Annotated in this window: 7 protein-coding genes and 1 pseudogene; 2 read left to right on the top strand and 6 right to left on the bottom strand. The window is 55.1% G+C overall.

Features of this window, described 5'->3' with window-relative positions:
* Position 1: 1 nt before the first annotated feature.
* Entirely contained in the window at positions 2–370 is a 369-nt protein-coding gene (locus IEW00_RS17680) for a YdeI/OmpD-associated family protein (RefSeq protein ID WP_373282603.1), read from the top strand.
* An 80-nt stretch (positions 371–450) separates the two neighbouring features.
* Here IEW00_RS17680 and IEW00_RS08040 read toward each other — a convergent pair whose 3' ends face one another.
* From IEW00_RS08040 to IEW00_RS17675, 6 genes are read right to left on the bottom strand one after another with little or no spacing between them, the layout of a single operon-like run.
* Positions 451–1,692, bottom strand: a complete 1,242-nt coding sequence (locus tag IEW00_RS08040) for an MFS transporter (RefSeq protein WP_188513829.1) — start codon at positions 1,690–1,692, stop codon at positions 451–453.
* Positions 1,692–2,453, bottom strand: coding sequence for a Coq4 family protein (locus IEW00_RS08035; protein WP_188513828.1), 762 nt, complete (start codon positions 2,451–2,453; stop codon positions 1,692–1,694). The genes IEW00_RS08040 and IEW00_RS08035 overlap by 1 nt, the downstream gene beginning before the upstream one ends.
* Complete coding sequence (locus tag IEW00_RS08030; protein ID WP_188513827.1) at positions 2,446–3,306, bottom strand: 1-acyl-sn-glycerol-3-phosphate acyltransferase; 861 nt, start codon at positions 3,304–3,306, stop codon at positions 2,446–2,448. The genes IEW00_RS08035 and IEW00_RS08030 overlap by 8 nt, the downstream gene beginning before the upstream one ends.
* Positions 3,303–3,713 carry an NUDIX hydrolase gene (locus IEW00_RS08025; protein WP_229736884.1) on the bottom strand — a complete coding sequence of 137 codons (411 nt, stop codon included), beginning with the start codon at positions 3,711–3,713 and terminating at the stop codon, positions 3,303–3,305. The genes IEW00_RS08030 and IEW00_RS08025 overlap by 4 nt, the downstream gene beginning before the upstream one ends.
* A 20-nt stretch (positions 3,714–3,733) precedes the next feature.
* Positions 3,734–4,570, bottom strand: coding sequence for a protein phosphatase 2C domain-containing protein (locus tag IEW00_RS08020; RefSeq protein WP_188513825.1), 837 nt, complete (start codon positions 4,568–4,570; stop codon positions 3,734–3,736).
* Complete coding sequence (locus tag IEW00_RS17675) at positions 4,560–5,285, bottom strand: TauD/TfdA family dioxygenase (RefSeq protein ID WP_373282614.1); 726 nt, start codon at positions 5,283–5,285, stop codon at positions 4,560–4,562. Before IEW00_RS17675 ends, IEW00_RS08020 begins: the two co-directional genes overlap by 11 nt.
* Positions 5,286–5,655: 370 nt before the next feature.
* Between IEW00_RS17675 and IEW00_RS08010 the strand changes: the two are divergent.
* Positions 5,656–6,413 (top strand): annotated as a pseudogene (locus IEW00_RS08010) (IS5 family transposase).
* Positions 6,414–6,679 lie beyond the last annotated feature (266 nt).

The raw sequence follows: 6,679 nt of genomic DNA, 5'->3' as shown, positions 1-6,679 counted from the left end.
ACTGGCGACCCGCTCAAATCCAGCGTCAGGCTGCCTGAACCGCGGTACTCACCGCAGGCTTACGGATGTCCCCGACGTATTGCAGGCCGCGCTGGACCGCGATGCCGATGCTGCAGCTGCCTGGGGCTGTCTTACACCGGGACGCAAGCGTATGGCGGTTCAGCATGTGCTCTCCGCCAAATCAGCCCCGACACGGCAGCGCCGTTTGGAGGAGGCGCTCGACGCAGTGATCCGCTTCGGCGGAGACCTCAACGCACGGCGAAAAGCGACGAGGGGTGTGCGCCGCTCTATCTCTCGGATCGGCATCCCCTCACAAAATGGAAGACGACGGCTTCTATGCTGGGCATTCGCAAGAAGAGTGCAAAGCTGAATGGGCCGATCGCTACGAACGACTCGAAGCCGCTCAGCCCGCTCTCACCTAGCCGGCAATGCTTGGGCCCGACCAATGCGCTATCTCGATTCCAGCCAGCTGGCCATAGCTCTGACGTGCTTCCCCGACGGACGGGCGGCAAGCAGGAGCAACAAGCCAATGGAGAGCCCAGCCGCCCCTATCAAATAAATAAATCCGCCCAAGAGTTTGTCGGTTATCGGGGAGGCAAAAGCGGCAAACATTACCGGCGGCCCGACAATTGCCCCGAGACTCTGCATACTTGCGACCAGCCCTTGAAGCTGGCCCTGCCTATCTGCCCCAAAACGCGGCGAGAGCGTCGCCTGAATCGCCGGCACAGTTGCGGCGCTTAGGCCTCCTAGAATCAGAAACGAATAGACCGGCACATCCTGAATCGCGACAGCTAGGCCCAGGAATGAGATGATGGCTGGCAAAAGACTCAGGCAAGCCAATCGCCAACTGCCGAAAAGCTTCTCGGCTGGACCCACCAGCACTGCGCTCACGACAGCGAGCAAACAGCCATAGATCGTCATCGAAAGGCCGACTTTGCCGATGCCCCAGTCCAGAATATCAGTTGCATAAAACGGCCATAAGCTGAAATATGCGTGCGAGCTGAGAAATATGACAAAGACCGCAACTAGCATGTAAATGGCAGACCGGTCATGTCTGATTGCGGCAAATTGAACGAATGGGATCAGCTCTTCAATCTGCGGCGTCCTGCGATCTTTCGTATCCAGGGTTTCTGGCAAGAAAAAATACGCGATGACCGCGACAGCAAAAAACGCTGTAGATGAGACGATCATCGGCAGCCGGATAGCGACTTCGCCGAGGATTCCGCCCAGGCCTGGACCAAACACAAACCCTGCGCCGATCGCTCCAGAAGCAAGGCCAAAAATGCTTGCCCGCTTCTCTGGGGGCACGCAGTCGGCAGCTATCGCAATTGCTACAGCATAGGTTGCTGCCAAACCGCCCGATACCGCCCGAGCAATGGTGAGAATCACTATGCTGTCGGTTACACTCATTATCGCATAGTCAAATCCCAAGCCCAGCATCGATGGAATCAAGATTGCCCTACGCCCAAATCGGTCGCTCAACGCGCTCATAACCGGGACAAAAAGAAACTGAAATACGGCGAAGGTCAGCAACAATATGCTCGCGCTAACCGCGATCTGCGTCTCGCTCTCCATTCCCACCAGCCGCAAAAAATCAGGCAAAACAGGCAAAAGGCTCCCAAATGCCATCGCATCTAAAAAAAGCGCGCAGAGCGCGATTCCGATGGCGAGCCTTACCTTTGCTTTGGCCATCAGTTCCCCCCACCCGTTCCTACCAGAATCCTCTCCAACCGATCTTTCGGAACCTGTTCGTAAAACTCATTTGGCGTCACATTCAGGTTCTGACGAACATGGTCGATAGGCGCCCCGACAATTGCAACCCAGTCGACGAGCGAGAAATTCCTCGCCTCGCGACCCTGGCCATATGCCCGGCGAACCATTTTCTGCGCAGATATATCTGGTGCAGCGACCATCGCAGCGAATGAACCAATTCGGGCGAGAAGACCAGCGGCGCGAGAGCCCGATTGAGCGGAAAAAAATGCTTGGACGCAAAGCTCGCCCATGGCGTCGATATCGTAGCCACCCAAGACATGGAAAAAATCGTGGCAAATATTGTTCATCATGAACCACGATTTTTGGGCTTCACTCGTGGGGCTGCTTGAATAGTAGCCCTCGTGCATACGCACGCACTCCTCAACAAACGCGTCGAAGTTGAGTTCATTTTTGTCCATATAGCGCGCGTAGTGGGCGCCTAGCGATTCTTCAGGAAAGCGGCGGAGAGAGTTGATGTCGCTGAGGCATTCCATAAGCGCGTCGAGATCGCCACGCCTCTCCTTTTTCGCGAAATGAAGCTCGTACGCCCGGAAGTGGCCTTCCATGGTTTCGCCGTCCAAAGCGATTGCAAAGCGGTGCGCAGCGGTCGTATCTTCCTTCTCTCTGAAAAGAGACCAGCCAGCGGGTATCGCATCGACGATTTTAACAGGAGACGATACGAACCTCGCAACCTCACCCATGAGCACTTCCCACCTCGAAAACGCGCCGACGGATCCGAGCATTGAAATCTTCGATTTCGGCCGTGTTTTGAATTGTGTGCAACTCTCGGTCGAAACTTACTTTCAATGGCTTCCCTTGCCTGTTGATCAATTGCCGGAAGACCAAGAGTTGTTGGAGAGGTTTGCTGATCCTCCCGGCAGCATAATATGCCCTCGAGTTTCGTGCGGAGATATGAGCCGCAATAACCGGGAGCTTGAAGCGTGCCGCAATCTCCGCGTATCCACTTTGCCAGTAGGGCTCGATCCCATTTGGCCTTGCCGTTATCTGCGCGGCGGGCGTGACTATGATGAGACGGCCTTGCTTAACCGCCCGAAGAATCGCGTGACCCAGTCTACGCGTGTTCCGTCCTCCCTCACTCGATTTCAAAAGATCAACTGGGATGATAAAATCATCAACGCCTCGCAAAAACGATACAGCCTCTGTGCTCGAAATGAAGCTGATGTCGCGTCTTTTGGCTTTGATAGCTGCCCATAGCGCAACCCCATCAGGGGCTCCTGTCGGATGATTTGTCACCAAAAGAGCTGCTCCTTGCTCTGGAACAACCTCCAGGCCAGTTACCTCCACCTTTATCCCGGCAAGGCTCTCCATCGCATCGAAAGCATCCGCGCCTTTAAACCCTTCCAGAGCGGTCATAAGTCGGCGGGCTTCTCGATATCCAAAGATCCGCTTTGCCGTAAAAATGGCCATACTTCCGATGGCCGAATCCGAGCGCAAACCCAACCTGCTCGAAATGATCTCGTCGAGATCAGGCCCTCCGAGAGAGCTATCACTTTGCGCGTGATCGCGATCGATCCGCATTGCCTCCTGCATCATGCGTACTCGCACATCGATATGCTCAACTCAATCGCGTCTTTGTAACCTTGCGGCATGTTGAGCTGCGCAATCAAACCTGCAGGGAACACCCCGATTTCTTTATGCTCGGCACTCAAGGAGAGCGTCGTTTCCGTTGAAATCTTCCGTGCCTTATAGGCAATGATTACGACTTCGCATCCGTTGACCCGGTAGACCCAGCTATGGGCCAGCAATTGGATCTCAATCACCAAACCGGTTTCTTCTAGAATCTCCCTCACCGCGCAGGACCGTAGATCCTCCCCGTTTTCAAGCTTTCCACCGGGGAGTTCCCACTCGTCTCGTTCATTTTTGAGAAGAACAAAGCCATCATTGGTCTCGACGATGGCTTTCACCGAAACAGGGAAATGCGTTGCCAGAGCATCGCTCATAGCGAGTGTCCTTTGCATGCTTATTCGGGCTGAAAATCCAACAGGATCGCGGCGACATCATCACGAGGCTTCAATCGAGGATAGAGATCGCAGCCCTTATCACCGCCCTCTATCTCTCTCATTCTATGGAGTAGATCAGATAGGCGCTCTTGCGAATCTATGCTGGCAACTTCCTGGAGCGTAGCCATTCCATAGCAAGTTACCGCTCGAAACAACCCATCAGTGGTTAGCAAAATTCTATGTGCCAGCCGCTTATCTAAAAATCGCCTCTCGGGAATTCCAACATACGGAGGGCGTAGATCGAGGATCTGATAGCCTCGATCAACATTGCGCTTTTGTCTGTTCTCAACAATCTGCGGAACGTATTTTCGGAACGCTTCTAAATGCTCCGTGCCCGCCCTCTTTTCAGCGGTGACGGCGCGTGTGATTGCATCGTCGAGAAGAGCGACGCTGTTAAAACCGAAAAGTTCGCAACTCGCATCTTCTCCGAGGCTAACGATCGCCTGGCAATCGCCCCAGCTCACTAGCTCGATCACATCGTCGTGCTCAATGCATCCGATGAGGCAGCAGAAGGGCGGATCGGATTTTGAGCTAGCGCCGTCAAGCGCTTGGGCTTGGGATGCGATATCTTCGAGTATCGAATGCATTCCAGCCTCGACACTCGGCCCTTCGAACGCCTCTAGCTTCTTGCCGATCTGCCTCACCAGCCAAGAGGCAGAGGAAAGGCCTTCGATCGACTCTCCCAAGAGAGATGAAGCGCCGTCGAGAATAAAAAAAGCCTTTGGAGATCGGACGATCCAGTCTGCATTGGCATCATCATCCGGGTCATAGACGGAAGCCAGTTCTTTAAGTGGCATCGCTACATTCCTCAAATCCGGCTTCAAGATGTTCGGTGTCGAGCAAGACCCGAAGCACAAGCCGCTCCCCGCAATAATGCCCACGCGAGTGAAGGCAACGGTGATTGTCGATAATAATGAGCTGCCCCGGTCCAAGCCGCACGGGCATTTGGGTCCGATTGATTTCCTGCACCAAGAGCGAAATCAAAGCGCTGTCGACAAACCGATAATAGCCGTTTCCATCGATGCGAAACCGCAGCCGAAATCTGTTCTCCCCCACAGCCTCAAGCATGGGCCCGTGAAAGCTTTGCTCCCCATCGTCGTAACGAATGCGAAGCTGTTCAGTGATGAGATCGACTACCGATGGATGCGCTTTTCGAAGTCTGGGAAGGATCTTGGCGAAGTCATGAACGCTAAGATCACCACCTGCTGACGAGGCAAAGCACCATCCCATTGCAAGGAGCCGAGGGGGAACGGGAAGTGCGCTTCTGTCCGTGTGTGGAGGCAGAGCCTCAGAGCTGAATCCGGCAAATCCCGGCAAATTCGCGATGCCACCCTTCGTCGCCAAGTATGTCACTCCTGTCGACTCTGAATCCCGGTGCTGAACGGTATTGCCCAGTCGACTGAGAAACGCGAGTACGTCCCCTTCCGAATGACAGCCATCAACAATGTGATAGCCATGTATCTCGATATTAGAGATTATGTCGTCTAGGAAAAAGCGGTGCGGCTCTTCCACCGCATGAAGAATTGCCTGCGAAGACCCAAAATCAGCCACAGCTTCACCTCACCCGTTTCAGTCAACCTGAAGATATCTAGAATCGATTTAATTCATATGAACTGAAAAAGCAAACACAGAATAGCTCGTTCGGCTCCGTAGGCTGTATAGTCGCGAATACAAATCGCGGAATGGCCTCTTATGGTATTGCCGTTACGGTCCTGTGAAACTTCCATTACATACTGGCTGCGATGTATCGCTTTCCAGATAGCACTAATGCCAATTTTACCGTCAGACCTATCGCGATTAGGGTCCAAACCCAATCAGTCTCTTGAAAATCCTTGCGTACATTGATTCAATGGGTCTCCACTGAAGCAGGAGGCCCTTTGAGATGTCGCGTTCATTGTTCTGGTTGTCGGACGAAGCATGGTCAGCGATCGAACCCCATTTGCCGAAGAACCAGCCAGGCGCACGGCGGGTGGATGACCGGCGGGTGATTTCGGGGATCGTTCACATGCTCAAGTGCGGCGGGCGATGGGCAGATTGCCCTGCGGAATACGGCCCGGCGACAACTGTCTACAACCGCTGGAACAGGTGGAGCCGCCGGGGCATCTGGACACGCATTCTGGCGGCGCTGACCGAAGAGGGTTGGGTCACCGAGACCGGGCAGATCGACAGCAGCTACATCAAGGCCCACCGCAGCGCCGGAGGCGCAAAAGGGGGGCGCGGGCCAATGCCATTGGCATCTCGCGTGGTGGCAGGACAACGAAGATACATGCCCTCGTCGATGTCCTCGGAAGGCCGCTCCGCCTTGTCCTGACGCCCGGAAACACGTCTGATGTGAAAGGTGCTGACCTGCTGATCGGCCAAACGGTTGGCATGAAGCGGGTGATCGCCGACCGAGGCTATGACGCCAATCGGATCAGGGCCGCGCTGCGTGACCAAGGCACGATCCCCGTGATCCCCGGTCGCCGCAATCGCAAGCGCCCCATGCAGTATGATCAGCGCCGCTACAAAGACCGGTGGCGGGTCGAGGCCATGTTCTGCCGCCTCAAGGACTTCCGCCGCGTGGCTACCCGCTACGACAAGCTCGCCCGCAACTTCCTGTCAGCCGTGAGCCTCGCTGCCGCCATCGCGTTCTGGCTGTGAACGAGTCTGGACCCTAGGCTTAGCGCCGCTTCGGCAGCGCTTCTTTCAATGTGCAAATTCATATGAGTACAATTTGGCGTAGTCCCGCCTCAGGTTCTGTCCTGACGGTGAAAGGACAATCCGGCGGGGCCCCGGTGGCGACCAAGGACCTACGCGGCAGGTAATCATGTGCGGAGACTGACTGCTGCCGATCGCACCGTCTGCGTCACCAACGGGATAGTGTTCACCGCATCACGCTTGAACTCATCACTGAAATTGGGCTTCCC

The organism is Blastomonas aquatica (genome assembly GCF_014639875.1).
Classification (GTDB): Bacteria; Pseudomonadota; Alphaproteobacteria; order Sphingomonadales; family Sphingomonadaceae; genus Blastomonas; species Blastomonas aquatica.
The sequence above is the reverse complement of the archived record's forward strand: the minus strand, read 5'-3'. Positions and strand labels throughout refer to the sequence as shown.